Raw genomic sequence first — 24,540 nt, 5'->3', positions numbered from 1 at the left:
AACGATCGTGCTAATCTTGATCCATGCGGTTGCAGCGTGCCTATCGTTCGCTGACAATACGAACCCGAAAAAAAGCATTCTAATGGTTAAGGAGCCCAAATGACCCCCGAAAGTCTGATCGAGCAGTACGGCCCGCGCGAGTCGATGGAATACGACGTCGTCATCGTGGGCGGCGGCCCCGCCGGTCTGTCCGCGGCCATCCGGCTCAAGCAGCTCGCACAGGAGAAGGGCGTCGACGTCGGCGTATGCGTGCTGGAGAAGGGTTCGGAGATCGGCGCGCATATCTTGTCGGGCGCCGTGATGGATCCTCGGGCCATTAGCGAACTCTTCCCCGATTGGAAGGAAAAAGGCGCGCCTTTGAACGTCGAAGTGACGGAAGACCGCTTCCTCTTTCTCACCGAAAAAGGCGCCGTCAAGACGCCGAACTGGGCCCTGCCGGACAACTTCAAGAATCACGGCAACTACGTCATCAGTCTTGCCAACGTGACGCGCTGGCTCGGCCAGCAAGCCGAAGCGCTCGGCGTGGAGATCTTCCCCGGCTTTGCGGCCGCCGAAGTGCTGTATAACGACGACGGCTCGGTCAAGGGCGTGGCGACGGGCAACATGGGTATCGGCAAGGACGGCGAGCCGACCGAGAATTTCCAACTGGGCATGGAGCTGCACGCCAAGTACACGCTGTTTTGCGAAGGCGCACGCGGGCATCTCGGCCGCCGGTTGAACGACAAGTTCAAGCTCGATCAGGGCGCAGACCCGCAGGTCTACGGCATCGGCATCAAGGAGTTGTGGGAAATCGATCCGGCCAAGCATCAACCGGGGCTCGTCATCCACACGGCCGGCTGGCCGTTGGATACGAACACCTATGGCGGCTCGTTCCTCTATCACATCGACAACAATCAAGTGATGGTGGGCTTCGTCGTCGGCCTCGGTTATACGAATCCGTATCTCTCGCCGTTCGAGGAATTCCAGCGCTATAAGACGCACCCGGAGATCCGCAAATTCCTCGAGGGTGGGAAGCGTCTGTCATACGGCGCCCGTGCCATCACGGCCGGCGGCATCCTGTCGCTGCCCAAACTCGTGTTCCCGGGCGGCGCGCTCGTCGGCGACGATGCCGGCTTCTTGAACGCCTCGCGTATCAAGGGCAGCCATGCGGCGATCAAGAGCGGGATGCTCGCGGCCGAGGCTGCATTCGACGCGGTGCAAGCGGGTCGTCAAGGCGACGAACTCGCGGCCTATCCCGATTCGTTCAAGCAATCGTGGCTGCACGAAGAACTTCATCGCGCGCGCAACTTCAAGCAGTGGATGAGCAAGGGCTTGTACCTGGGTACGCTGATGGTCGGCATCGAACAAAAGCTGCTCGGCGGTAACGTGCCGTGGACGCTGCACCATCAGCACCGCGATCATGAGATGCTCAAACCGGCCTCGCAGTGCACGCCGATCGCCTATCCGAAGCCCGACGGCAAGCTCACGTTCGACCGGCTGTCCTCCGTTTTCCTCTCGAATACGAACCACGAGGAAAATCAGCCGGCGCATTTGACGCTCAAGGATGCCGCAGTACCCGTGAACGTCAATCTGCACACTTATGCCGGTCCCGAAGGACGCTACTGCCCTGCGGCCGTGTATGAGTTCGTCAAGAGCGACGACGGAAGCGATCGCCTCGTCATCAACGCGCAGAACTGCGTGCATTGCAAGACGTGCGACATCAAGGACCCGACGCAAAACATCGTATGGGTGACGCCCGAAGGCGGCGGCGGACCGAACTACGCGAATATGTAACGGGAAGCACGCAAAAAAGAAGGGCCGCGTAGTCCGCGGCCCCGTATGGCTTGCCCGTGAACGCGTTCACGGGCCCGAGCCTCACGCGATTCAGGCAGCGCTGGCCGCGATTTTCGGTGTGGCCACGCTCACATCGCCGCACTGTGCGCGATGACGCAAGGCGTGATCGATCAACACCAGCGCGAGCATCGCCTCGGTAATCGGCGTCGCACGGATACCCACACACGGGTCGTGTCGTCCGAATGTCTCGACGATCGCCGGTTGGCCTTGCTTGTCGATCGAACGACGCGGCGTGCGAATGCTCGACGTCGGTTTGATCGCGATCGAGACGGTAATGTCCTGCCCCGTCGAAATCCCCCCGAGCACCCCACCGGCGTGATTGCCGACGAACCCCTCGGGCGTCAACTCATCGCCGTGGACCGAGCCGCGCTGCGCAACGCTCGCGAACCCGGCGCCGATCTCCACGCCCTTGACCGCATTGATGCCCATCATCGCGTGCGCGATGTCCGCGTCGAGGCGATCGAACAGCGGCTCGCCCCAACCGACCGGCACCCCGGTTGCGACCGTATTGATCCGTGCACCGATCGAATCGCCATCCTTGCGCAGCGCGTCCATATACGCTTCGAGTTGAGGGACGATTTCGGCGTTCGGCGCGAAGAACGGATTGTCCCGAACATGCGCCCAGTCGGCGAACGGGATCTCGATTTCGCCCAGCGCGCTCATATAGCCGCGCACTTCGACGCCGAATTTCTCACGCAGCCATTTTTTCGCGACCGCGCCGGCCGCGACAGTGGGCGCCGTCAGCCGGGCCGACGAGCGGCCGCCGCCGCGATAGTCGCGGATGCCGTATTTCTGCCAGTAGGTGTAATCGGCATGCCCAGGGCGGAACGTTTCGCTGATGTTGCCGTAATCCTTGCTGCGCTGATCGGTATTGCGAATTAGGAGCGCGATCGGCGCGCCCGTGGTCACGCCTTCGAAGACGCCGGAGAGGATTTCCACTTTGTCCTCTTCCTGGCGCTGCGTGACGTGCCGCGACGTGCCGGGCTTGCGGCGATCGAGTTCGTCTTGAATGTCGGCTTCGGCAAGCGCCATCCCCGGCGGGCAGCCGTCGATCACGCAGCCGATGGCCGGACCGTGCGACTCACCGAACGTCGTAACGGTGAAAAGCGTGCCGATAGTATTGCCGGACATGGACATGGCCTCAAGAAGGAGTGATGAGCAAGAAGGGGCAAGGCGATATTATGCCTTGCCCAGCGCCCACGGCGGGCGCGACCCGGCCGAGCGCCGGCCCGAGCGGGCCGTGCGACGGGCGCTAGCGCCGTGCGCCGCGCAACTCCGCTACGATTTCTTGCAGGGCCTCGGGCGTGGCGGCAGCGGGTTCGAGCGGTTCGGCAACGGCCAGCGTGAGCCGGCTCATCACGCCCTTTTGCAGCGGACGCGGCCAGTGTGCGTCGGCATGACGCGAAAACACGCTGCCCCAGAGCCCGCGCAATGCCACGGGGATAACGGGAACGGGCGTGCGCTCCAAGATTTGCGTGATGCCGTGACGGAACGTGTTTAATTCGCCATCGCGCGTGATCTTGCCTTCGGGAAAAATACAGACGAGTTCGCCCTCGGCCAACGCAGCGGCGCAGGCTTCGTAGGCATTGGCAAGCATCACGGGGTCTTCGTGCGCAGGCGCGATCGGGATGGCTTTCGCATGACGGAACAGCCAACCGGCAAAGCGCGTGCGGAAGATTCGGTGATCCATGACGAACCGGATCGGCCTCGGGCTCTCGGCCATGATGACGACCGCGTCGACATAACTCACATGATTGCAGACGAGCACCGCCGCCCCTTGCTCCGGAATGCGCTCGGCATGCACCAGGCGAATCCGATAAAACGTATGCACGAGTATCCATGCGATGAAACGCAGCAAGAACTCAGGCACGAGCGAATAGATATAAGCGGCGACAAGCACGTTGAGCAACGCCGTGACCGCGAAGATCCCGGGGATGCTTACGCCGAGCGAGGTCAAGCCGATCGCCATCAATGCCGAGACGATCATGAAAAAGGCATTGAGGATATTGTTGGCGGCGATGATGCGTGCCCGGTGCGTGCTTTGGCATCGGCTCTGGATCAACGCGTACAGCGGCACACTGTAGAAGCCGCCGAACATCGCGAGCAGGAATAGATCGGCGAGGATGCGCCAATCGCGCGCATGCGCCAGGAATTCGGCGACACCGATCAGCCGCCCCGTGGGCGCGAACCCGCGGCTTGCCCAGTAGAGGTCGAACGCGAATACGCTGATGCCGATCGAGCCGAGCGGCACGAGCCCGATTTCGACGCGCCGCTTCGAAAGCCGCTCGCAAAGTAGCGAACCCGTTCCGATGCCCAGCGAGAACGTCGCCAGCAACACCGTGACGACGTCGGGATTCGCCGATAGGACGTCCTTCGCGTAGTTGAAGAACGACGTGAGAAACGTCGCACCGACGAACCAGAGCCAAGAAATGCCCAGCAGGCTCAAAAAGACGGTGCGATTCGTGCGCGCCAGCGCTAAGTTGCGCCAAGTCTCGGTGAACGGATTCCAATTGATGCGCAGCCCCGGCTGCGATGCCGGCGAGACGGGTACGTTGCTCGACATCCCACGCCCGACGAGCGCCACGAAAAGGCACGCGCCGGCCAGCACCCAAGCGCCGTGCTCCGGCGAACCCGCCGCGGCGCCGCCGATGATGGTTCCGATCAGGATCGCCACGAAGGTGCCCATTTCGACGAGGCCGTTGCCCCCGACGAGTTCGCGATCGTCCAAATGCTGCGGCAAATAAGCGTATTTAACTGGCCCGAACAGCGTCGAATGCACGCCCATGAGGAACGTGCAGAGAAAAAGCAGCGCCGCATGATGCGTGACGAACCCCGCCCCGCCGATCAGCATGACCACGATCTCGAAAGTCTTGACGAAGCGCGTGAGCGTAGCTTTGTCGAATTTGTCGGCAATCTGCCCGGACGTTGCCGATAAAAGCACGAACGGTAGGATGAAAATCGCCGAAATCAGAAAAGCCGCCGTCTTCGGATCGACACCGGAAAATCGGGCGGCCTGATAGGTCACGAGCGAGCTGAACCCAACCTTGAAAACGTTATCGTTCAGCGCGCCGAGAAATTGTGTCCAAAAGAACGGGGCAAATCGCCGCTCGCGAAAGAGCGAGAATTGAGAATGGTTTTCGCGCGGAGCGCGACGCGGCAACGAAGCAGCGGGCAACGGTTGGTCACTCATGCGCTCAACGCGTCTCCCTCGCCTGCCCTTCTTCCGGCCAATCGCGGATATACGCCTTGAGCATACGATTTTCGAAGCTCTGCTCCTCGACCACGGCCTTGGCCACGTCATAGAACGAAATGACGCCCATCAACGTGCGATTTTCCATGACAGGCAAATAGCGGACGTGATGCTCGAGCATGATGCGGCGCACTTCGTTGACGTCCGTTTCGGGCGTGCAGGTGATCGGATGGTCGTCCATGACCTTGCGGATCGTGGCCGTGCCCACGCTGCCGTCGTTCTTCTTCAGCGTCAAAATGATTTCGCGGAACGTCAGCATGCCGACGAGATCGCCGAACTCCATGACGACGAGCGAGCCGATATCGTGCTCGGCCATCGTGTTGACGGCGTCGTGCAACGCCGTGTCGGGCGTAACCGTAAACAGAGTATTGCCCTTGACCTTCAGGATGTCGCTGACTCGCATGTCTATCTCCCGGTGATGCTTGAGTGGATCGGTCGATCCTAGCGGAAAGGCCCCTAAAAGGAAAGCGAGCCGCCCCTTGGCCGGATGGACGGCAGCCACGCGCGCTTCGTCCCGATCGGGCACCGGCCAGTGTTACGATGGCCGCCACCGCCACCTTTGCCGGGCTCGCCCGGCCGATGTCATGTCAGCCAACCGCTTCGACACGCTCGCGCTGCACGCCGGCGCGGCCCCCGATCCCACCACGGGCGCGCGCGCCACCCCTATCTATCAAAGCACGGCGTTCGTTTTTCGAGATGCGGACCACGCCGCCGCCCTATTCAACATGGAGCGGGCGGGTCACGTCTATTCGCGGATCTCGAATCCGACCGTGGCCGTCTTCGAAGAGCGCGTCGCCGCGCTCGAGAACGGCGTCGGCGCCATCGGCACGGCAAGCGGCCAGGCCGCCCTGCATTTGGCCATCGTTACGCTCATGGGCGCCGGCTCGCATATCGTCGCCTCGAGCGCGCTCTACGGCGGCTCGCACAACTTGCTGCACTACACGCTGCGCCGCTTCGGCATCGAAACGACGTTCGTCGCGCCGCGAGACCTCGATGCTTGGCGCGCGGCCGTACGGCCGAACACGCGTCTCATGCTCGGCGAAACGCTCGGCAACCCCAATCTGGATGTGCTCGATATCGAAGCCATCGCCGAGATCGCCCACGCGCACGCCATCCCGCTGCTCGTCGATTCGACCTTTACGACGCCCTATCTCGTCAAACCGTTCGAGCACGGCGCCGATTTCGTCTATCACTCGGCGACGAAATTCCTCGGCGGACACGGCACGACCATCGGCGGAGTGCTCGTCGACGGCGGTATCTTCGATTTTTCCGCCTCGGGGCGGTTTCCCGAATTTACGGAGCCTTACGACGGGTTTCACGGCATGGTGTTCGCCGAGGAAAGCACGGTCGCGCCGTTCTTGCTGCGGGCGCGTCGCGAAGGGCTGCGCGATTTCGGCGCCTGTCTGCACCCGCAAGCCGCCTGGCAACTGCTGCAAGGCATCGAGACGTTGCCGCTGCGGATGGAGCGCCACGTCGCCAATACGCGTCGGGTCGTCGAATTTCTCGCCGGCCATGCCGGTGTCGAATCGGTCGCCTACCCCGAGCTCGAGTCGCATCCCGACCACGCACTGGCCAAGCGGCTCCTGCCGCGCGGCGCCGGCGCCGTGATCAGCTTCAATTTGCGCGGCGACCGCGCGGCGGGCCGCAGTTTCATCGAAGCGCTGACGCTCTTTTCGCATCTGGCCAACGTGGGCGACGCGCGTTCGCTCGTCATCCACCCGGCCTCGACCACGCATTTCCGCATGGATGCCGCCGCCCTCGCCGCCGCGGGCATCGCCGAAGGCACGATCCGGTTGTCGATCGGCCTAGAGGATCCGGACGACTTGATCGACGATTTGAAGCGCGCCCTCAAAGCCGCGAGCAAAGCGGCTGCGAAACCGAGCGCCGGCGCACCGTCGCAGAAGGAGTCCGCATGAACCTGACCGTTCAAGGCAAAACCGCCTATGCGTACACGGGCAGCAAGCGCTTCGACGCGGCGCTGCCCACGGCCGTATTCATTCACGGCGCGCAGCACGACCATAGCGTCTGGGCGCTGCAAAGCCGATACTTCGCCCACCACGGCTTCAACGTGCTTGCGCTCGATTTGCCCGGCCATTGCCGCAGCGAAGGGCCGGCAAAAACCACGATCGAAGCGCTGGCCGATTGGCTCGCACAGGTGCTCGACGCAGCGGGAGCCGAACGGGCCATCGTGATCGGGCATAGCATGGGCTCGCTCGTTGCGCTCGATTTCGCCGGCCGCTACCCGCAACGCACGCTCGGGGCCGCGCTCGTGGCGAGCGCCGTGCCAATGCCCGTTTCGGATGCGCTGCTCGACGCCGCGCTCAATCGCGAGCCGGAGGCGATCGATCTCGTCAATCGCTGGTCGCACTCGGGCATCGCGGCCAAACCCTCGTGTCCGGGTCCGGGCTTTTGGCTGCATGGGGTCAACCAGCGCTTGATGGAGCGCGTTTCCGCGCGGGGCGAACCGCAACTGTTCCACACCGACTTCGCCGCCTGCAACGGCTACGCCGCGGGCTTGGAGAGGGCCGCAGAGGTACGCTGTCCAGTACGGCTCGTACTGGGCGCGAAAGATATGATGACGCCGCCGCGCGCCACGCGAGCTCTGGTCGATACCTTGAAAGCCGCAGGCGCGCCGGTGGACGTCGTCACCCTCGACGCCGGGCACGCGCTCATGAGCGAACAACCGGACGCCACGCTCGATGCGCTGTATGCGTTTGCTCGCAGAGCCGCCGCAACGCTCGCGGCTTGAGGATCGTTAAGCGGCAAGTCGTGCCGGTAGGTCGGAAGGCCGGGTTGCGCCTGCGCCGCAATCGCCCGACAATGGTTTTCGTCGGCGGGCACGCTTCGCGGCAGGCGGGCGTACCCCCTCAAGCGCAAACGGAGGAAGCGATGACTCATGGCGCTCATACGGCCCACTTTGCAAGCTTCAGCGAGTTCTACCCCTTCTACCTCGGCGAGCATCGAAACATGGCCTGCCGCCGGCTGCATTTCATCGGCTCGCTCGGCGTCATCGGCTGCCTGGCGATGGCCATCGCCACGGGCGGCTGGTTATGGCTACCCGCCGCGCTCGTCTGCGGCTACGGCTTCGCCTGGGTGGGCCATTTCGTCTTCGAAAAGAACCGCCCCGCCACGTTCAGACATCCGCTTTACAGTTTGATGGGCGATTGGGTGATGTTCAAGGATATCTGCATCGGCAAGATACCCTTGTAGGACGCGGCGATTACGCCGGCTGATGGGGCCACGGCGCCCGAATCGGCTGGCCGTCGCGGCCCAGCGACTCGCGCGCGCTGCGCGCCGCCACCAGCGTCGCGATCGTCAGGTCCAGCTTCGGATTGTGCAACGCATCAAGCAGCAATGCGGTATCGACGCGCGTCGAATCGAGCCGCAACTGGTATTCGAGTTCGGCCCGGTCGATAACGAACATATCGAACAAGCGCCCGACCGTGATCTGCGTCGGGTTCGCGATCAAGACAAAACGCAGTTCCGTGTCGTCCGCGAGCCGCGTGATCCACTCCCGGCGGGCAAGCTTGCCCAAGAGCCGCGTAACCGTATCGATGTCGCAGCGAAGCATGCGCGCGAGCTCCAACGGCGTGCGGCCGGGCTGTCCCGCCTCGCGCGCTTCGTCCAGCCGCACGAGCAATTCCAATGCATCGAGCAGGTCGCTTCCCGCATAACGGCGCCGGTGGAACTCCCCCGCGCGAATCGCGGGCATGGCGGACACGAATGTTGCCCCGGCGAGCGTGATGAACCAGCACAGATAGACCCAGAGCAGGAACATCGGCACGAGCGCGAAGGCGCCGTACACCGCCGTATAGGTCGGCATCCGCCTCACGTAAAAACCGAAGCCGCGCTTCGCGAATTCAAAAGCGATCGCGGCCAACAGACCGCCCACGACGGCATCGCGCCACTGCACGGCACAATTGGGTAGATAAATATAAAGCAATGCGAATGCGAGCGCAGTCAACGGCAACGCCGCCCCGGTCAGCGCCCATTCCAACAATGAGGGCACGTACCCGCCGGCGAGCACGCTCGAGCGCGCGAACAGATAGGACGAGATCGACAGGCTCACGCCGATGAGCAGCGGGCCGAGCGTCACGATCGCCCAATACACGAGAATGCGCTGTGCGAGCGGACGCGGCTTCGCCACCCGCCAGATCACGTTGAACGCCGATTCCACCGTCATCATCGTCATGACGGAGGTGACGAACAGCACGATCATGCCTGCCGTCGTCAGGCCCTTCGCCTTGGACGCGAACTGGTTCAAATACTTGAAGATCTGGCTGTTGATCTGATCGGGCATCAAGTGCTGCGCGAGGAACATTTGCAGCGATGCCTGGAATTTCGCGAAGATCGGAAAGGCCGTGAACAGGGCGAACGCAACCGTCGCGAGCGGAACGATCGCGAGCATCGTCGTGAACGTCAGGCTGCCCGCGACCTGCGCGATGCGGTCTTCGCGGCTGCGCTTCACGGCGAAGCGCGCCAGACGTTTAAGCGTGTCCAGTTCGGAACTGAGCGTCCGCAAGAATCGTTCTCCTTATTGTTCGGCTGACGGCGGCGCATAGCGGCGAGCGTATGGCCTGCCCCTATAATAAGCCGCTCACGACCGCACCCTTATGAAAGACATTCTCATACTCTATTACAGTCGGCACGGCGCGACGCGCGATTTGGCACTGGCCGTAGCCCAAGGTGTGGACAGCGTGCCCGGTATGCAGGCGCGCGTGCGTACCGTACCGGCCGTGTCGGCCCTGAGCGAGGCCACCGAGCCTGCCATTCCGCTTGACGGCCCGCCCTACGCCGAAGTACGCGACCTCGAGGAATGCGTGGGCCTGGCGCTCGGCTCGCCCACCCGCTTCGGCAACATGGCTGCATCGCTGAAATACTTTCTCGACGGTACCGCGCCGCAATGGATGAGCGGCGCTTTGGCCGGCAAGCCCGCCTGCGTGTTCACGTCCACGGGCAGTTTGCACGGCGGCCAGGAATCGACGCTGCTGTCGATGATGCTCCCCCTGTTGCACCACGGCATGTTGGTGCTGGGCATTCCCTATACCGAAACCGCGCTCTCCACGACGCAAACGGGCGGCACGCCCTACGGGGCCTCGCATGTTTCGGGCGCGGGAGCGAGCGAATCCGCGCTTTCCGCCGATGAAAAGATGCTTGCCGTCGCGCTCGGCGCTCGGCTTGCGCGCACGGCATCGCTCTTGGCAGCCCGCTCATGACCGGCCGCCCGGCAAGCGACGCGTCGCGGCCCGCGCCCGACGTCACGGCGCGCACGCACTGGGCCCACGGCGCGGCGCTCGCGCTCGTGGCCCTGATCACGCTGTCCGTCGCATGGGAATGCTGGCTTGCGCCGCTACGCCCGGGCGGATCGGCATTCGTACTCAAGGCGGTGCCGCTCGTTTGCGCGTTGCCCGGCGTCTGGCGGCGCAAACTCTATACGTTGCAATGGGCGTCGATGCTCGTGCTGCTCTACATGGCCGAGGGCATCGTGCGCGGTATGACCGACGGCGGCGTCTCGTCGAGACTAGCCTGGATCGAAGTGGCGCTCGCCACGGCCTTCCTCGCCTGCGCGCTCGCGTATGTCGCCCCATTCAAACGCGCGTCGCGCGCAGCGCGCCGCAAAGCCGACACTGCCGGCGAGTCGCTATAAAACGTTCATCATGACCGATCCTCTATCGCTTACGCCCGCCGCGTTCGTCTCCGCTTGCCGCGATGCCATCGGCGCCGCGCATGTGCTCACCGAGCCGCACGATACCGCGCCGTTCCTGACCGACTGGCGCCGCCGCTACACGGGCATTGCCTGTGCCGTGCTGCGGCCGGGGACCACGCGGGACGTCGCCGCCATCGTTAAGCTCGCCAACGCGCATCGCGTAGCGCTCGTGCCGCAAGGCGGCAACACGGGGCTCGCGGGCGGTGCCACGCCCGATACGAGCGGCTGCCAAGCCGTGGTGAGTCTGGCCCGGCTCAATCGCGTGCGCGCGATCGATACGCACAACAATACGATCACGGTCGAGGCCGGCGTCGTGCTGGCCGAAGTGCAAAATTATGCGCGCGATGCAGGCCGGCTTTTCCCGCTGAGCCTCGCCGCCGAAGGCAGTTGCACGATCGGGGGCAACCTCGCGACGAACGCCGGCGGTACGGCCGTACTCCGTTACGGCAATACGCGCGAGCTCTGCCTCGGCTTGGAAGTCGTTACGCCGCAAGGCGACATCTGGGATGGTTTGCGCGGGTTGCGCAAGGACAACACCGGGTACGACTTGCGCGATCTGTTCATCGGCGCGGAAGGCACGCTCGGCATCATCACCGCTGCCGTCATGAAGCTCTACCCGCAACCTGCCGCGAGCGTGACGGCGCTGGCCGCGCTCGCCTCGCCACACGCCGCCTTAGACTTTCTCGCGTTGGCGCATCGCTGCGCCGGCCCGCTGCTGACGGGCTTCGAGCTCATGTCCGATTTTTGTCTGGGGCTAGTGGGCAAGCATTTCCCGCAGATGCGCTATCCGTTCGGCGAACGGCACGCACAGGTCGTGCTGCTCGAACTGTCCGACAACGAAAGCGAGACGCACGCGCGCGCACTGTTCGAGCAACTGATGCAAGAGGCGCTCGAATCGGGGCTCGTCGAGGATGCCGTCGTAGCGGAAAACCTCGCACAGTCGCGCGCGTTTTGGGATTTGCGCGAACACATCCCGCTCGCGCAAGCCGAGGAAGGCTTGAACGTGAAACACGATATCGCCGTGCCCATTTCGAGCATCGGCACGTTCATCGAGGAAACCGACGCGGCGATCGCGCAAGCGGTCCCCGGCGCCCGAATGGTCACGTTCGGCCACCTCGGTGACGGCAATCTCCACTACAACGTGCAAGCGCCCGAAGGCGTCGATGCGCCGGCGTTTCTCGCGCGCCACCAAGCGCAATTGAACCGTATCGTCTACGACAGCGTTCATCGCCACCGCGGCACGCTTAGCGCCGAACACGGTCTTGGGCAATTGAAAGTCGACGATGCCGAGCACTACAAGTCGGCTGTCGAACTCGGGCTCATGCGCACGCTCAAAGCGGCGCTCGACCCGTTCGGCCTGATGAACCCCGGCAAAGTGCTACGCTAAGCATCGTCGAAGGGCCGCAAGCCGCGCACGGCGCCGCGGCGCGCGCCCTCACCCAGCAGCTCGCGCCAATGGATGCCTCGTGAAAATCCGCGTGTTGTCCGACCTGCACCTAGAGTGCGACGAGCCGGACGTCATTCCCCATGCCGATGCCGATCTCATCGTGTTGGCCGGCGATATTCATAACCACGCCGAGGGTATTCGGTGGGCTGCCGAAACGTTCGGCTCGAATACGCCCATCGTCTATGTGCCCGGCAATCACGAGTATTACGACGGCGAATTCGGCGCGCTCGAAGTGGCGATGCGCGACGCGGCGGCAAGTGTGGATCATGTCCACTATCTGAACAACCAAACGCTGGTCGAGCCAAACGGCCGCTGGCGGGTGCTCGGCACGACGCTGTGGACCGACTTCGAATTGTTCGGCTCGAGCGAGGACGCGGTTGCCGCCTCGATCGCCGCCGCGCAAAAGGTCATGCTCGATTTCCGCGGCCCGATCCAAGTGACTTGGCCGTCGAGCGCGGCGGGCTCCACCTCCGGCCCACGCCTGTTCGAGCCGGCCGATACGCTCGCCATGCATCGCCATGCACGCGCTTGGCTCGCGCGCGAATTGGCCCAACCGTTCGCCGGCAAGACGATCGTCGTCACGCATCATGCGCCGCACCGAGAGAGCCTTGCCGAGCGGTATGCAACCGACCTCGCCTCGGCCGGTTTCATCAGTCATATCACCGAACTCGTCGGGCCGCCTATCGACCTATGGATACATGGCCACACGCATACGCCATTCGATTACATGGCCAACGGCACGCGCATCGTGTGCAATCCGCGTGGGTACGTGGATCGGCGCCGCAATCGGCTCGAAAACCCCCTCTTCGCGTGGGACAAGATCGTCGATCTCTGAGCCGGCACCTACGATCGCACGCCGGGCAACCTAGGACAGCGCCCGCTCCTGCGCGGCTTGCAGCGGAATGCGCACTTCGATCGTCGTGCCCTGTCCCGGCGAAGAACGGATGATCAACTCGCCGTCGACGAGATAAGCGCGCTCTCGCAACCCCGCCAACCCAAACGAGCCGCTCTTGCGCGGCCGCGCCGGATCGAAGCCGACGCCGTCGTCGCACACCCTCAGCACGACGCGATCGTGCGCCCGCGCAAGACTTACGTCCACGTGCGACGCACGGGCATGACGCGATACGTTGGTCAGCGACTCCTGCAACATTCGGAAGGTTGCCGTTGCATAAGGCTCGTCCAGCTCGATATCGGGCGGATCGAGCGTCAGTTCGCAGGACACGCCCGTGCGCTGCGTGAACGTTTGAACGAGCCACTGCACGGCGGCCACGAGGCCAAGATCGTCCAGCACGAGCGGGCGCAAATCGGACGCGATGCGCCGCGTCGACGCAACCGCGTCGTCGAGCAGTGTTCGCATCGCGGCAAGCCTCGCCTCGCTCACCGCGCTATCGGGGGCACTCGCGGTCGCCTCTCGCAGTCGATCGGTCTCGATCCTCAAGGTGGCAAGCGTCTGCGCGAGTTCGTCGTGCAATTCGCGCGAGATCCGGCGCATCTCCTGCTCGCGCGCCGAACTACTGATCGCCGCCACCTCGCGCAATTCCTTCTGCGACAGTAAGAGCGCCGCCTGCGCGCGCTGCCGCTCGGTCACCTCGCGCAACAGGTCGCGATTGGACGCCGCAAGCGCAGCCGTGCGCGCCTGTACGCGCTGCTCGAGCAACGCCTTCGCTTCGTTCAACTCCATCGTTCGATGCTGTACGAGTTGGCGTTCCGCGCGCTCGCGCCCGAGCGCTTGCACCACGCGCGCATAGAGTTGAATGTTGTCGAACGTCATCGCGACGAGCACGAAGCTCGACGCAATCAAGCCGTAGATACGTCCGGCGTAAAAGCCCAAATCGAAGCGCGCGTGATTGAGTACGGCCGAGAGCGCAATATCCAAAACCCACGCGCACAGTACGACGATCAGCCATAGATCGAGAATCGTTCGCGCACGCCGTGCGATCAAGATTACGAGCGCGGCGAAGTTGATGAGCCAAACGATCGACACCACGAGGCCGATCGCGCCGGCCTCGTGCGAACCACGCATCAGCGGCGGCAGCCATGGATGCCCCACCGTCGCAACCGCCGTCATCACGCATGCCGCCGATACCGCCGCGAAAATGCAAATCACGCCATGACGCCAAGGGGCGGCGGGCCGGGCGCATTCGGCGATGGGCCGCGCGCGCGCATAGGCGATCACGGTTAGCGGAAATGCCGCGTGCCACATCATATAAAGCCAAGCGGTCGTCTGGGGGCCGGCACCGAGCAGCCCCGTCGGCGAGAACAATCCGGGAAACGAGAGCGTGTGCGCGATCGCCATGCAGGCGCTCAAGAGGTAGCCGCCGGCGAGGATCAAAAGCGGCCGAGAAAACAGAATGTGGTATTGACCGATGAAAAGGGCCGCCGTCAGCAAATCGCACACCGCGAGCGCGGATTGATAGATTGGAACGAATGCCCAAACGATCGGAAGATGGATTTTGGCGAACGGTGCCAGCGTGGCGAACACGACGACCGACACGGCAACCGCACCGAGCGCAAGTTGCCGCTCTCGGCGACCCGGCCGCAACGTCGAAAGGAAAATCCGGGTCTCGCCCGCCGACTCGCCCAACTTACCTCCCGACTCGCACGCTCGCCGTACGCAAATTCGCATGACTTTCCATTATGGGACGCGACCCGCCGCGTGGAAAGCGGGAAACTACGGGATTGCCGCAGAGATGCAAATGCGACACGAACGCCGTTCCCACCCGCCGGACGATATGGGCGCCGCACTTGTACTTGTACAAACGCAGGTTGCCCGGCAGGCCCGTTCGGGATAGTCTGCCTGGCACCGAGCACCGAACGAGCCCCAGGCACGCCATGCGACCAACGATCCCCCCGTTGACGAGTCTCAGAGGTATCGCCGCTCTTTTGATCGTGATCAACCACGCGAGCCTATTGATGCTCCCGCTGGACCAGACACGAGCCAAACCCGCGTTGATTAAAACCGGCGTCCTCGGCATGACGATCTTTTTCGTGCTCAGCGGCTTCGTGATGTACTACAACTATGCGAATCGCATTAGCGCGAGCCGCCGGGACGGCACGTTGCACTTTCTCGCGGCGCGATTCGCGCGACTCTATCCGCTGCTGGCCGCCTACGTATTAGTGAATTTCGTCCTAAACGTTTCGCGCTCGCTCGCGCACGGCGACGCCGCCGATGCATCGATCTACGTCGCTACGCTGCCGCTCTACCTGCTCGGCATTCAGTCTTGGCTGTACGCTGTCATCGGCAATACGAATGTGACCGTCTCCCAGGTCCTCGGCAATCCGGCATGGTCCGTCAGCGCCGAGTTGTTTTTCTACGTCCTGTTCGTTGCGCTGATTCTCATGCGCAAAGTCAGCACGCCATCGATTGCGCGCGGCGTCTTCATCGTCATCGCATCGATCGCCGCGCGCGCCCTGTTTCTCATGGCGGCCGATACCGCCGCCGTCCAGCATTGGATCGCCGCGAAGCTGGGCGAGTCTCCGTTGCTGAGCGTCTATGCGTGGCTCGTCTTTTACTGCCCTTATGGACGCTGCTTCGAATTTTTGGCCGGCGTCGGCGTCGGGGAGATCTGGCTTGCGCGCCGGCAAGGCGCCTGCTCACCGAAACTCGATCGGCTAGGCCTACTGGCGGGCGGATGGGGGCTAGCTTGCGTCGGTCTATCGTTCGCCAGCGAGATCGCTTTTTCGATGCCGTCGGTGTTCGAGGGCACGGCCATGCACTTTTTCTATATCGTGGCCGTGCCGCCGGCGATCTATTTCGTGAGCCGCGAGCGCGGCATCTCTGCGAAGATCCTCTCGATCGCACCGTTCCTATTGCTCGGCGAGATCAGCTATTCGCTGTATTTCGTCCACACGCTCGTCTTCCCATTGTTCCGCGTCTCTCCGGAAACAGCCATCGCCCAACACCTGCCCATGGTCGTCGGACGCAGCGCCGCGTTCATCGCGCTGACCCTCGCGCTGTCCGCGCTCATCTATCGAGGCCTCGAAAAGCCGTCGCGGGCCGTCATCTTGCGTGCGTTCGGTATCGGCCGGCGCGCACCGGCGGAGCACGCGCCCAGCGCGGAACCGATCAACAGTTTCGCCGGCCCACCCTAATCGCCCGGCGCAACTCGCCACTCGAAACTTGAATTACATCGCTATTTTGTCCATATTGTGGGCGAGGTTGAGCGTAGCAGCGACGCTCAGTCGATGCGCCCCCTTTCTTTTTCGGACAGGTAGCGATGACTTCACACAAGAACCTCGAAATCGAGCGGCTGCGTGCAATCGCCGTTCTCCTTACGATTCTTGTCCACGCCCCCTTCAAACAGCTGTTTAGTCCTTTGTTGTATTCGACGTTCACAGGCGTCGACTTGTTTTTCGTCATCTCCGGGTTCGTCGTTACTCAGTCGTTTTTGCGTACATTGCCCGAATCGCTAGGCACCACGGCACGCGAGCGGCTCCAAAACAGCCAGCGCGCCATCTTCGACTTCTATGTGCGCCGCGTTTTCCGCATCGCACCGTCCGCCTTTTTCTATATCGGTATGTACTGGCTCGCCGCGCTCGTCATGTCGGCAACCGGTAGCATCGACCCTTACGCCCAGCCGCAAGCGATCTTTCGCGAAGGCATCGCGTTCGCGGGCGGTATCTACAACTACGCGATGGTCTACGGCGGCATCACCAACGAACTTGCCCATTACTACAGCCTGACGATCGAGGAGCACTTTTACCTCATCGCTCCGGTGCTCCTCGTGTTGTGCGGCAACACGTCCAAGCGGCTCGTGGCGTTGTGTGCGGGCGTTGCCCTCGTTTTATTCGTCGCGCGGCCCTTAACGACGGTCGGTATCGCAAACCTGTCCCATACGCGTTTCGATGAACTCTTCGACGGTGCGATCCTTGCGCTCGTTGCCCCGGCCTTCAAGCGTGCCTTGGCGCTGCGTTCCGACGCGCTCAAGCGCGGATCTGGCGATCTACCCGCATTCGTCCATGCGCTGGCGAATTGCAAGCTGCGCCCGGTCGCGAAAACGCTAGCCGGATTATCGCTATGCGCCCTGCTCGCGCTGCTGCCCGGCGTCACGAACACGGAAGTGCTGGACGGCACCAAGGGACCGTTTTACTTCTCGGTTTCGAGCGCGGCGTTTTGTAGCTATGCCGGGGTATCCGTCGCGCTCGTGGCACTGGCTTCACTCGAACGAGGATGGATCGTGCCGGTCCCCGGCTTGTCCGCCGTGCTCGAATACATCGGCACGCGCTCGTACTCGCTGTATCTCGGCCATATGCTGATCGTGTACCTGTACAACGACCTGTACTTCCGCTGGTACGAACAAGTTCCCGACATGCTGCGGCTTACCCGCACCGGATACGCGCTGCAATTCGTGGCGTTTCTTGCGCTTGCGATCGGTTTGGCGGAATTGTCGTATCGGCTCGTCGAAACGCCGTTTAGAAATGCCGGCCGACAGCTCACGCGTTCGCTGATGGGAACCTTCGCATGAGGATCGCCGCGGCGGTTATCGCTATGGCCCTCGCCGGCACGCCGTTAATGGCTGCGTCCCAGTACGACTACAACGACGATCTGATTCGCGCGGTATCCGCGCACTACCCGCCCCTCGTTCGGCTGTTGATCACCAAGGGCGCCAAGCAAAACACGCAGGACGCGCACGGCGATACACCGTTGATGCTGGCGATACGATCCAACGATCGCGAACTGACGAAGCTGCTACTGCAATATCGACCCAACCCCTACCTGCTCAGCGCGGCGAATCACTGCGCGGCGACCGAAGCCGTGCTCGCCGACGACCCCGCAAGCCTCAAGCCGGTCGTGGCCGAAGCGGATCGGCTGCAAGTAGCGCAAGCGCTCGGACTTGCTACGAAACTGGACAAACGCCGTGCACTAAACCTGTTCGCGCAGCTTTATGGCGCCGCGGCCGCCGACGAGATCGGCCATGGCTTCCTCCGTCATCCGCTCGACTATTTCGCGTCAGGCACACAAGTGGCGCTGGCGTTTTCTCCGTCAAACGAGCGCGCCGACGTCTGCGCGACGCCTCGTTCCACGCTGCTGTTGCAAGGAAAGATCTGCAACCGGGACGGCGAACGGATCTCCGTCGAATGGGAAACGCTATCGAACCTCGATAACGTGGATAAGCAGTGCTCGCCGCAACGGCATTTCCGCCTCGAACGGAAAAGCGATACCGCATGGGACGAGAAGTTTCTCGGCGGATGTGGAAGCGCGCCGAGCTACTTCCCCACGCTGCCCGCCTCGTTCGACTACCGAACCTTCGTCATCCCCGAACTTCGATGACGCGGGCGGCGCATCGTGCATCGACGCCGGCCGGCGCAATCCCCGAACGTTGCGTCTCATTCAGCCAGTAGGCATTGATCGCACGACGGTTTAAAGCGTCCGTTCATTGAACAATTTCACCATGCAGCACTGAAATCTATGAATTAAGCATTACCGGCAAACGCAATTTCCGACGTGATTCATCCCCATATCCCAGCATCTAATCAGAACGAATATTTGCATGAAATATTATCTACCCCCTTACCGCATTCTGAGCTATGTTGTTAAGTCAGCAACCTCTGCGGAACCCAAAAGACATGAAAGCAGTCTTGCTTGCTGGTGGGTTGGGCACACGCATCTCCGAGGAAACGCATCTAAAGCCTAAGCCGATGATCGAAATCGGCGGCAAGCCTATTCTTTGGCACATCATGAAAATTTATTCCAAACATGGGATAAACGATTTCATCATTTGCTGCGGCTACAAGGGATATGTAATAAAGGAATACTTTGCAAATTATTTCCTGCACATGTCGGATATCACGTTCGACATACGCAGCAACAAGATGGACGTGCTCCAGAACGGCGTCGAATCGTGGCGCGTCACGCTCGTAGACACGGGCGAGCAGACCATGACCGGCGGCCGCCTAAAGCGCGTGCGCGCCTATCTCGACGATGAGGATTTCTGCTTTACCTATGGCGACGGCGTGGGCAACGTCGACGTCACAGCGGCAATCGAATTTCATCGCTCGAGCGGCAAGCTCGCTACGTTGACGGCCACTCAGCAGCCGGGGCGATTCGGCGCGTTGGATCTCGAAGGACACGTCGTGCGCAGCTTTCGCGAGAAGCCACGCGGCGACGGCTCCTGGATCAATGGCGGCTTTTTCGTCCTCAACCCGAAGGTGATCGACTATATCGACGGCGACGACACCCTTTGGGAAGGCGAACCGCTAGAAAGGCTCGCCGCCAAAGGCGAATTGCAGACTTGGTTCCATCGCGACTTTTGGCAGCCGATGGACACGTTGCGGGACAAGACCTACCTCGAACAGCTCTGGGCCACCGGCAACGCACCATGGAAAGTGTGGGACTAGACGATTCGTTTTGGCGCGGCAAGCGCGTGCTGGTGACGGGACATACCGGCTTCAAGGGAAGCTGGCTATGCCTGTGGCTACAGCAACTCGGCGCGGAGCTCGCGGGCTACGCGCTCGCCCCGCCCACGACCCCGAATTTGTTCGAGACCGCGCAAGCCGGCAGGTCGATGCGTTCGGTGCTCGGCGACATTCGCGATCTTGCGTGCCTACTCGACCTCATCCGGACGCATCGGCCGGAGATCGTCATTCACATGGCCGCACAGTCGCTTGTGCGCCGCTCGTATGAGCAGCCCGTCGAAACCTATGCGACGAACGTGCTGGGCACGGTCAACTTGCTCGAAGCAATACGGCTCACGGAAGGCGTGCGCGCCGTCGTCAACGTGACGAGCGATAAATGCTATGAGAACCGCGAATGGGTATGGGGCTATCGCGAAAACGATCGCTTGGGCGGCTTCGATCCCTACAGTAACAGCAAGGCGTGCGCGGAGCTCGTAACCGAGTCGTATCGCAACAGCTTTTTCAACGCCGCCAGCTTCGATCGGCATGGCGTGGCGCTAGCCAGCGCCCGCGCAGGCAATGTCATAGGCGGCGGCGATTGGGCGGCCGAGCGGCTCGTGCCGGATATCGTGCGCGCCCTATCCGCCGGCCAGCCCGTCGCCGTGCGCAACCCCGGCGCCGTGCGCCCCTGGCAACACGTGCTTGAACCGCTATGCGGATATCTAAGGCTGGCGCAAGCCCTATACATCGAGGGGCCCAAGTATGCGGGCGCCTGGAACTTCGCTGCCGAGGAAGTCGATGCGCGCCCCGTGCGGTGGATCGTCGAGCGATTCCTGGCGCACTGGGGCGACGGCGCGACCTGGCGGGAACAGCCCGGGGACCATCCGCATGAAACGAACATGCTCCGGCTCGATGCCTCGAAAGCGCGTGCGGCACTCGGTTGGAAGCCGCGCTGGTCTCTTCCCAACACGATCGAAAAGATCGTCGAGTGGCACCAAGGCTTCCTTCGCGGCGCCGACATGCATGCTTTGAGCCGATCCCAAATCCGCGCATACGCTGACTCATGACCACGAACCTCGAACGGCTTCGCACACAGATTTTGCAGTTGGTCGACGAATACGGCTCGATCGCGAGCCGGCCCGCGCCGTTCCTGCCCGGAATCTCCAGCGTGCCGCCCTCGGGCAAAGTCATCGGGGCTGCCGAAATGGTCGCCATGGTCGAAGCCTCGCTCGACGGCTGGCTCACGACCGGCCGCTTCAACGATGCGTTCGAGACGCGGTTAGCCGCCTTTCTCGGGGTCGAGCACCTGCTCACCGTGAACTCGGGCTCGTCGGCGAACCTCGTCGCCTTTTCGACGCTCACCTCCCCCAAGCTCGGCGAGCGTGCGATTCGGCCCGGCGACGAAGTCATCAGCGTCGCTGCCGGCTTTCCGACCACGGTCAATCCGATCATTCAATTCGGTGCGGTGCCGGTATTCGTCGACGTGAAGCTCGGCACCTACAACATCGATGCCTCGAAAGTCGAGCAAGCGATCGGTCCCAAGACGAAAGCGATCATGCTCGCGCACACGCTCGGCAATCCGTTCGACCTCGACGCGATCGTCGGACTCGCCAAGCGACACGGCCTTTGGCTGATCGAAGATTGCTGCGATGCCCTCGGTTCGACCTATCGCGGGCAGCTTGTCGGTACATTCGGCGACATCGCTACGCTGAGCTTCTATCCGGCGCATCACATCACGATGGGCGAAGGCGGTGCCGTCTTCACGAACAACTTCGACCTGAAAGAGATCGCGCGCTCATTTCGCGATTGGGGACGAGACTGTTACTGCGCCCCCGGCGCCGACAACACGTGCGGCAAGCGCTTTTGTTGGAAGCTCGGCGAATTGCCCGAAGGCTACGACCACAAATACACGTATTCGCACCTCGGCTACAACCTGAAAATTACCGACATGCAAGCGGCATGCGGGCTCGCGCAACTCGAACGCGCGTCCCGTTTCATCGAGGCGCGGCGTCGCAATTTCGCCTACCTTACCGAACGCCTGCAATCGTGCGCAGGCGAGCTCTTGCTCCCCGAGGCGACGGTCAATGCCGATCCGTCATGGTTCGGTTTCCCGATCACGATTCGCCCCGAAGCGAATCTGAACCGAACCGATCTGCTCACTTACCTCGATCAAGAGAAAGTGGGCACGCGCTTGATTTTCGCGGGCAATCTGACTCGACAGCCCTATATGGCAGGTAGGCATTTTCGCGTGGCGGACGAGTTGGCCAATACCGACACCGTCATGGAAAGCAGCTTTTGGATCGGCGTATTTCCCGGTCTCGGCGAGGCGCAGCTCGACTACGCCGCGAGCAAGATCGAAACGTTTCTCGGCGTCAACTTTTGAACTTGGAGCCCGGCTTGCGCACGGCGAGCGAGAAACCACGGATACGCGCGGCGGCGAATCGAATCCGAACCGCCGCGGGCGCCGTGCGCGCGAAAGGCATTCGTTTTCTAGCCATCGGCGTGCTGAACACAGCATTCGCTTATGCCGTATCGACCACGCTCTACTACGTCTTGACGCCGCGCTTGCACATCGTCGCGATCGGGGCCATCGCGAACGTCGTATGCATCACCGAGTCGTTCGTCGCCTACAAGCTGTTCGTGTTTCGCTCGCGGGGGCATTGGCTTGGGGAGTATCTGCGTTGCTATGTCGTCTATGGCGGCAACGCGCTGATCGGCATCTTGGGTTTATGGCTGCTCGTGGACGTCGTGGGCATCGCGTTTTGGATCGCCCAGGGTTTGCTGATGATCGTCGGCATCGCCGTTTCGTATGCCGGTCACGACCGGTTCACCTTCGATAAGGCACAACGCGAATGAGCAAACGAAAACTGATCAGCATCGTCGCAGGCTGCTTCAACGAACGCGAAAACATCGCGGAGCTGCACGAGCGGATCGCCGCGGCTATGCGCCAGGTGCCGCAATACGACTACGAGATCATCTTGATCGACAACGCCTCGACCGACGGCACCGTCGAGGTGATACGAGCGCGCGCGCGAATGGACAAGCGCCTAAAGGCGATCGTCAACGTGCGCAACTTCGGCCACATCCGTTCGCCCTATCACGCGATGCTGCTGGCCGAAGGTGATGCCGTCATCGGCATGGCATCGGATCTCGAAGATCCGCCCGAATTGCTGCCCGAGTTCATCCGGCATTGGGAACAGGGCTTCAAGATCGCCATCGGCGTTCGCCGCACACACGAGGAGCGCGGCCTGAAAGCGCTGCTGCGAAAGGCCTACTACGCGCTCATCACGCGCATCTCGGACGTCGACCAAGTGCCGAATTTCACCGGCTTCGGTCTGTACGACCGCGCGGTCATGGACATCTTGCGCGACATCGACGATCCGTATCCGTACTTTCGCGGCCTGATCTGCGAGATCGGCTTTCCTCGCGCCCAAGTCCCGTTCGATAAGCCCGTGCGAAAGCGCGGCATATCGAAGGGCACGTTTTTCGTCTATCTCGACAGCGCCCTACTCGGCATCGTCAACCATACGAAAGCGCCGCTGCGGCTCGCCACTTTACTGGGGCTTTCGATGAGCGGCCTGAGTTTTCTCATGGGGAGCTACTACCTGGTTCGCAAGCTGCTCGCGTGGAGCGAATTCCAAATGGGCATCGCACCGCTCGCCGTCAGTCTGTTCTTCTTTCTGGGCGTGCTGTTCTTGCTCGTCGGTTTGCTTGGCGAATATATCGGTCTACTCGTCACGCACACGATCAGGCGTCCGATGGTAGTCGAAGCGGAACGCATCAATTTTCCGTCGAACGTGAAAGCGGCGGCGCTCGAGAACAGCGATGCATGAGATCGCGCCCGGCTTTTCGCTCTTTCAGGACGATCTCGAACACGTCCGCCGCAAACTCGCACCGGTGTGGCCCGCGTTGCGCGGCGCGCACCTCTTCCTGACGGGCGCGACCGGCTTCTTCGGCATATGGCTGCTCGAATCGCTCATCTGGGCGAACCGGGCCGAGCGGCTCGATTTGACGATCACGGCCCTGAGCCGCGCGCCGGAGCGCTTTCTGGACACGCGCGCGCAGCATCTGCGGGCGTATCCGGAATTGCGCTTCGTTGCAGGCGAGTGCGCCGACTTCGAACTGCCGAAGCGGCCTTGCACGCATATCCTGCACGCCGCCTCCGAGAGCAACGTCGACGCGCTGGCCGATTGGCCGCAACGACACCTAGACGCGGCGATCGACGGCACGCGCAGAATCGTCGACATGGCTGCGCGACACCGTTGCAAATCGGTATTGGTGACGACCTCGGGTGCGGTCTATTTGCCGTCGGAATCGCGCGACGGCACACGCTTCGTCGAAGGCCCCGCAGGCATCGCCGACTACATCGCCGAACGTCACGTCTACGGACAATCGAAACGACTCATCGAAGTCATGACCGCGGTCGCCGCGAATCGGCATGGATTCGATGCATTGATTGCGCGCTGTTTCGCGTTCGTCGGCCCGTACCTCCCGCTCGAGCAGAACTACGTGATCGGCAACTTGCTTCGCGACGCGCTCGCGGGGCGCGAACTTGTGGTGACGGGCGACGGCACGCCGCTGCGCTCGTATCTGCACGCGGCGGATCTCGTTGTCTGGCTGCTGACGATTCTCGTGCGGGGGCGCAGCGGCGTGCCGTACAACGTGGGCGGCGACGAAGCCGTTTCGATCGCGCAATTGGCCCATCGCGTCGCGGCGGTGGTCGGGTTGCCCGCGGACATGGTCACGATCAAACAAGCGAGCGTGCCAGGCGCGGCGCCTTCCGCGTATTTGCCCGCGTTGGGCCGTATCCGGCAGGAGCTCGGCGTACGCGTCGATATCCCGCTCGACGACGCCATCCGTCGCACGTTGGCTTGGCATCGCGAGCGAATGAACACGAAGTGAGATGCGCCGTCGCGACGCGGCACGCTTAGGCGATGCCGTGACGCCGCGAAGCGCGAACGACGAGAT

General features: G+C 62.5%; 22 protein-coding genes. 17 read left to right on the top strand and 5 right to left on the bottom strand.

Annotated features, from left to right (window positions below):
- The first annotated feature begins 99 nt into the window (after positions 1-99).
- Complete coding sequence (locus tag AB1286_RS18230; RefSeq protein WP_430364575.1) at positions 100-1,773, top strand: electron transfer flavoprotein-ubiquinone oxidoreductase; 1,674 nt, start codon at positions 100-102, stop codon at positions 1,771-1,773.
- A 90-nt stretch (positions 1,774-1,863) separates the two neighbouring features.
- On the opposite strand, the gene aroC is transcribed toward AB1286_RS18230, so the two are convergent.
- The 3 genes from aroC to AB1286_RS18215 all read right to left on the bottom strand — a co-directional run bounded on the left by aroC (position 1,864) and on the right by AB1286_RS18215 (position 5,486).
- The gene (gene aroC, locus AB1286_RS18225) at positions 1,864-2,964 is read right to left on the bottom strand and encodes a chorismate synthase (RefSeq protein ID WP_430364574.1); all 1,101 of its coding nucleotides are present in this window, start codon (positions 2,962-2,964) and stop codon (positions 1,864-1,866) included.
- 121 nt (positions 2,965-3,085) lie between these two features.
- Positions 3,086-5,023 (bottom strand): MFS transporter, encoded by a 1,938-nt coding sequence (locus AB1286_RS18220; RefSeq protein WP_430364573.1) that lies wholly within the window; start codon positions 5,021-5,023, stop codon positions 3,086-3,088.
- A gap of 4 nt (positions 5,024-5,027) precedes the next feature.
- A complete protein-coding gene (locus AB1286_RS18215) occupies positions 5,028-5,486 on the bottom strand; it encodes a CBS domain-containing protein (protein WP_430364572.1) in 459 nt (152 codons plus the stop codon).
- 181 nt (positions 5,487-5,667) lie between these two features.
- On the opposite strand from AB1286_RS18215, the gene AB1286_RS18210 reads away from it, so the two are divergent.
- From AB1286_RS18210 to AB1286_RS18200, 3 genes are all read left to right on the top strand, one after another.
- A complete protein-coding gene (locus AB1286_RS18210; protein WP_430364571.1) occupies positions 5,668-6,999 on the top strand; it encodes an O-acetylhomoserine aminocarboxypropyltransferase in 1,332 nt (443 codons plus the stop codon).
- Entirely contained in the window at positions 6,996-7,832 is an 837-nt protein-coding gene (locus AB1286_RS18205; protein ID WP_430364570.1) for an alpha/beta fold hydrolase, read from the top strand. Before AB1286_RS18210 ends, AB1286_RS18205 begins: the two co-directional genes overlap by 4 nt.
- 140 nt (positions 7,833-7,972) lie before the next feature.
- Positions 7,973-8,293 carry an Mpo1-like protein gene (locus AB1286_RS18200; RefSeq protein WP_430364569.1) on the top strand — a complete coding sequence of 107 codons (321 nt, stop codon included), beginning with the start codon at positions 7,973-7,975 and terminating at the stop codon, positions 8,291-8,293.
- A 10-nt stretch (positions 8,294-8,303) separates the two neighbouring features.
- Here the strand turns inward: AB1286_RS18200 and AB1286_RS18195 are convergent, their stop codons facing one another.
- A complete protein-coding gene (locus tag AB1286_RS18195; RefSeq protein WP_430364568.1) occupies positions 8,304-9,605 on the bottom strand; it encodes a YihY family inner membrane protein in 1,302 nt (433 codons plus the stop codon).
- A 91-nt stretch (positions 9,606-9,696) separates the two neighbouring features.
- Between AB1286_RS18195 and wrbA the strand changes: the two genes are divergently transcribed.
- From wrbA to AB1286_RS18175, 4 genes are all read left to right on the top strand, one after another.
- On the top strand, positions 9,697-10,299 hold the full coding sequence (wrbA, locus tag AB1286_RS18190) for an NAD(P)H:quinone oxidoreductase (protein ID WP_430364567.1): 603 nt from the start codon (positions 9,697-9,699) through the stop codon (positions 10,297-10,299).
- Positions 10,296-10,730: a DUF2069 domain-containing protein gene (locus AB1286_RS18185; RefSeq protein WP_430364566.1), complete on the top strand. Its 435-nt coding sequence runs from the start codon at positions 10,296-10,298 to the stop codon at positions 10,728-10,730. The genes wrbA and AB1286_RS18185 overlap by 4 nt, the downstream gene beginning before the upstream one ends.
- Positions 10,731-10,740: 10 nt before the next feature.
- Positions 10,741-12,177, top strand: coding sequence for an FAD-binding oxidoreductase (locus AB1286_RS18180; protein ID WP_430364565.1), 1,437 nt, complete (start codon positions 10,741-10,743; stop codon positions 12,175-12,177).
- Positions 12,178-12,256: 79 nt separating this feature from the next.
- Positions 12,257-13,072, top strand: a complete 816-nt coding sequence (locus tag AB1286_RS18175; RefSeq protein ID WP_430364564.1) for a metallophosphoesterase — start codon at positions 12,257-12,259, stop codon at positions 13,070-13,072.
- A 30-nt stretch (positions 13,073-13,102) separates the two neighbouring features.
- On the opposite strand, the gene AB1286_RS18170 is transcribed toward AB1286_RS18175, so the two are convergent.
- Positions 13,103-14,821 carry a sensor histidine kinase gene (locus AB1286_RS18170; protein WP_430365114.1) on the bottom strand — a complete coding sequence of 573 codons (1,719 nt, stop codon included), beginning with the start codon at positions 14,819-14,821 and terminating at the stop codon, positions 13,103-13,105.
- A gap of 269 nt (positions 14,822-15,090) precedes the next feature.
- Between AB1286_RS18170 and AB1286_RS18165 the strand changes: the two genes are divergently transcribed.
- From AB1286_RS18165 to AB1286_RS18125, 9 genes are all read left to right on the top strand, one after another.
- On the top strand, positions 15,091-16,329 hold the full coding sequence (locus AB1286_RS18165; RefSeq protein WP_430364563.1) for an acyltransferase family protein: 1,239 nt from the start codon (positions 15,091-15,093) through the stop codon (positions 16,327-16,329).
- 125 nt (positions 16,330-16,454) lie between these two features.
- Complete coding sequence (locus AB1286_RS18160) at positions 16,455-17,702, top strand: acyltransferase family protein (RefSeq protein ID WP_430364562.1); 1,248 nt, start codon at positions 16,455-16,457, stop codon at positions 17,700-17,702.
- The gene (locus AB1286_RS18155; RefSeq protein WP_430364561.1) at positions 17,699-18,508 is read left to right on the top strand and encodes an ankyrin repeat domain-containing protein; all 810 of its coding nucleotides are present in this window, start codon (positions 17,699-17,701) and stop codon (positions 18,506-18,508) included. The genes AB1286_RS18160 and AB1286_RS18155 overlap by 4 nt, the downstream gene beginning before the upstream one ends.
- A gap of 296 nt (positions 18,509-18,804) precedes the next feature.
- The gene (gene rfbF, locus AB1286_RS18150; protein ID WP_430364560.1) at positions 18,805-19,575 is read left to right on the top strand and encodes a glucose-1-phosphate cytidylyltransferase; all 771 of its coding nucleotides are present in this window, start codon (positions 18,805-18,807) and stop codon (positions 19,573-19,575) included.
- Positions 19,557-20,639, top strand: coding sequence for a CDP-glucose 4,6-dehydratase (rfbG, locus tag AB1286_RS18145; RefSeq protein ID WP_430364559.1), 1,083 nt, complete (start codon positions 19,557-19,559; stop codon positions 20,637-20,639). Before rfbF ends, rfbG begins: the two co-directional genes overlap by 19 nt.
- The gene (rfbH, locus tag AB1286_RS18140) at positions 20,636-21,955 is read left to right on the top strand and encodes a lipopolysaccharide biosynthesis protein RfbH (RefSeq protein ID WP_430364558.1); all 1,320 of its coding nucleotides are present in this window, start codon (positions 20,636-20,638) and stop codon (positions 21,953-21,955) included. The genes rfbG and rfbH overlap by 4 nt, the downstream gene beginning before the upstream one ends.
- Complete coding sequence (locus AB1286_RS18135) at positions 21,952-22,428, top strand: GtrA family protein (protein WP_430364557.1); 477 nt, start codon at positions 21,952-21,954, stop codon at positions 22,426-22,428. The genes rfbH and AB1286_RS18135 overlap by 4 nt, the downstream gene beginning before the upstream one ends.
- Positions 22,425-23,405 carry a glycosyltransferase family 2 protein gene (locus AB1286_RS18130; RefSeq protein WP_430364556.1) on the top strand — a complete coding sequence of 327 codons (981 nt, stop codon included), beginning with the start codon at positions 22,425-22,427 and terminating at the stop codon, positions 23,403-23,405. Before AB1286_RS18135 ends, AB1286_RS18130 begins: the two co-directional genes overlap by 4 nt.
- The gene (locus tag AB1286_RS18125) at positions 23,398-24,474 is read left to right on the top strand and encodes an NAD-dependent epimerase/dehydratase family protein (protein WP_430364555.1); all 1,077 of its coding nucleotides are present in this window, start codon (positions 23,398-23,400) and stop codon (positions 24,472-24,474) included. The genes AB1286_RS18130 and AB1286_RS18125 overlap by 8 nt, the downstream gene beginning before the upstream one ends.
- The last annotated feature ends 66 nt before the right edge of the window (positions 24,475-24,540 follow it).

It is taken from the genome of Trinickia sp. NRRL B-1857 (genome assembly GCF_050470685.1).
Lineage (GTDB): Bacteria > Pseudomonadota > Gammaproteobacteria > Burkholderiales > Burkholderiaceae > Trinickia.
This window is presented reverse-complemented; position numbering and strand designations above follow the sequence as displayed.

Coding starts and splice junctions, on each gene's coding strand:
- AB1286_RS18200 (WP_430364569.1), top strand. CDS start 7,973: ATGACTCATGGCGCTCATACGGCCCACTTTGCAAGCTTCAGCGAGTTC.
- AB1286_RS18205 (WP_430364570.1), top strand. CDS start 6,996: ATGAACCTGACCGTTCAAGGCAAAACCGCCTATGCGTACACGGGCAGC.
- AB1286_RS18185 (WP_430364566.1), top strand. CDS start 10,296: ATGACCGGCCGCCCGGCAAGCGACGCGTCGCGGCCCGCGCCCGACGTC.
- AB1286_RS18210 (WP_430364571.1), top strand. CDS start 5,668: ATGTCAGCCAACCGCTTCGACACGCTCGCGCTGCACGCCGGCGCGGCC.
- AB1286_RS18125 (WP_430364555.1), top strand. CDS start 23,398: ATGCATGAGATCGCGCCCGGCTTTTCGCTCTTTCAGGACGATCTCGAA.
- rfbH (WP_430364558.1), top strand. CDS start 20,636: ATGACCACGAACCTCGAACGGCTTCGCACACAGATTTTGCAGTTGGTC.
- rfbF (WP_430364560.1), top strand. CDS start 18,805: ATGAAAGCAGTCTTGCTTGCTGGTGGGTTGGGCACACGCATCTCCGAG.
- AB1286_RS18130 (WP_430364556.1), top strand. CDS start 22,425: ATGAGCAAACGAAAACTGATCAGCATCGTCGCAGGCTGCTTCAACGAA.
- AB1286_RS18155 (WP_430364561.1), top strand. CDS start 17,699: ATGAGGATCGCCGCGGCGGTTATCGCTATGGCCCTCGCCGGCACGCCG.
- AB1286_RS18180 (WP_430364565.1), top strand. CDS start 10,741: ATGACCGATCCTCTATCGCTTACGCCCGCCGCGTTCGTCTCCGCTTGC.
- rfbG (WP_430364559.1), top strand. CDS start 19,557: ATGGAAAGTGTGGGACTAGACGATTCGTTTTGGCGCGGCAAGCGCGTG.
- aroC (WP_430364574.1), bottom strand. CDS start 2,964: ATGTCCGGCAATACTATCGGCACGCTTTTCACCGTTACGACGTTCGGT.
- AB1286_RS18215 (WP_430364572.1), bottom strand. CDS start 5,486: ATGCGAGTCAGCGACATCCTGAAGGTCAAGGGCAATACTCTGTTTACG.
- AB1286_RS18160 (WP_430364562.1), top strand. CDS start 16,455: ATGACTTCACACAAGAACCTCGAAATCGAGCGGCTGCGTGCAATCGCC.
- AB1286_RS18230 (WP_430364575.1), top strand. CDS start 100: ATGACCCCCGAAAGTCTGATCGAGCAGTACGGCCCGCGCGAGTCGATG.
- AB1286_RS18220 (WP_430364573.1), bottom strand. CDS start 5,023: ATGAGTGACCAACCGTTGCCCGCTGCTTCGTTGCCGCGTCGCGCTCCG.
- wrbA (WP_430364567.1), top strand. CDS start 9,697: ATGAAAGACATTCTCATACTCTATTACAGTCGGCACGGCGCGACGCGC.